Origin of the sequence: Synechococcus sp. R70.1, from assembly GCF_047461675.1 — a bacterium.
Classification (GTDB): Bacteria; Cyanobacteriota; Cyanobacteriia; order Thermostichales; family Thermostichaceae; genus Thermostichus.
Map to the genome: position 1 here is coordinate 1 of NZ_JANSHR010000032.1, position 1,291 is coordinate 1,291.

1 protein-coding gene is annotated in these 1,291 nt (G+C 54.1%); it reads right to left on the reverse strand.

Annotated elements, in window-relative coordinates; genetic code table 11:
• Positions 1–220: 220 nt before the first annotated feature.
• Positions 221–1,291, reverse strand: a 1,071-nt coding sequence (locus tag NW807_RS05245) for a hypothetical protein (RefSeq protein ID WP_414425467.1), incomplete at its 5' end; no start/stop codon positions are given.

Below are 1,291 nucleotides of genomic sequence, written 5' to 3' on the forward strand. Positions count from 1 at the left end.
GTCTGCTGGTTCCAAAGTCCTGCGCAAGTGTTGGGGGGTGGCGCGGCAGCGGCACAGAGTGCCTGGGAATTGCCTGCAGCTTGCAGGGCTGTCTAAACTTGCAGCTCCTTTCCTTGAGCTGTCTTGAGCAGCATAAGAACGCTCAAAGCTCGACCCCTCTGTCTCCATTTTGCTGAGGTCAATAGCAAGAAGCTCTACACCGACTCTAGTTAAATAAAATTCACGGCGTAAAAGTCACATTGGCTGGGGCAGAAGTTGCCGGCGGCGCCCCGCTGCTAAAGAGAATAACTGGTAGGTTGGTGTAGGTCTCTGGTAGTGATGATGGTGGAGGCAGGGGCGGAGCTTGCTCGACCGATACAGAAACCACGCAGGAGGCGCCTGCGGCTAGGCTTCCGCCCGCGAGAGAAATCGTGGTTCCACCAGCAGGTGCTGTCAGCGTGCCACCGCAAGTATTTAAGGTAGCAACAGAGGGTGTCGTGATCCGTAAACCCAATGGCAAGGGATCTATGAAACTGAGCCCTGAGAGAGGAACAGGCGCGTTGTTAGTGATCGTGAAGACAACAGTTACGACGCTGCCGTTTTTAGTCGAGTTAGGAACAAACTGCTTATTAAACCCTGGAGCAGGAACCGAGATCACTGAGAGATCGGTAGGGGCACTCTGAACCGCAGGAGCTTGGTTGCTGGTAAGAGTTACGGCAGGGTTAGTATAGGTACCTGTGCCTGCAGCAACAACTCGAACAGTAACTGTGCAAGTTGCGTTGGCAGCCAGTGTTCCACCGCTTAGAGTGATTAGGTCCCCGCCTGGAGGCGCATTAGGTGTGCCGCCACAGGTATTGGTGAGGTTGGACGGATTGGCAACAAACAACCCTGTAGGCAGGTTGTCTGCAAAGTTGAGGCCAGTCAGTTGGATGCCAGAGTTGTTGGTGATGGTGAATCTTAGGGTTACGGGAGCGTTTGGTGAGGTTGTGGAAGGACTGAAGCTCTTAGTGAACGTTGGAGCAGTAACCGGGTTCACTGACAGATTAACAGGGGCGCTTTGAACAGCAGGAGCTTGAGCGCTGGTGAGAGTTACTGGCGGATTTGTATAGGTACCCGGAGCCGAAGCAACAACCTGAACAGTCACTGTGCAAGTTGCATTGGCAGCCAGTGTTCCACCGCTTAGAGTGATTAGGGCCCCGCCTGGAGGCGCATTAGGTGTGCCGCTACAGGTATTGGTGAGGTTGGACGGATTGGCAACAAGCAACCCTGTAGGCAGGCTATCCGTAAAGCTGAGGTCAGTCAGTTGGATCCC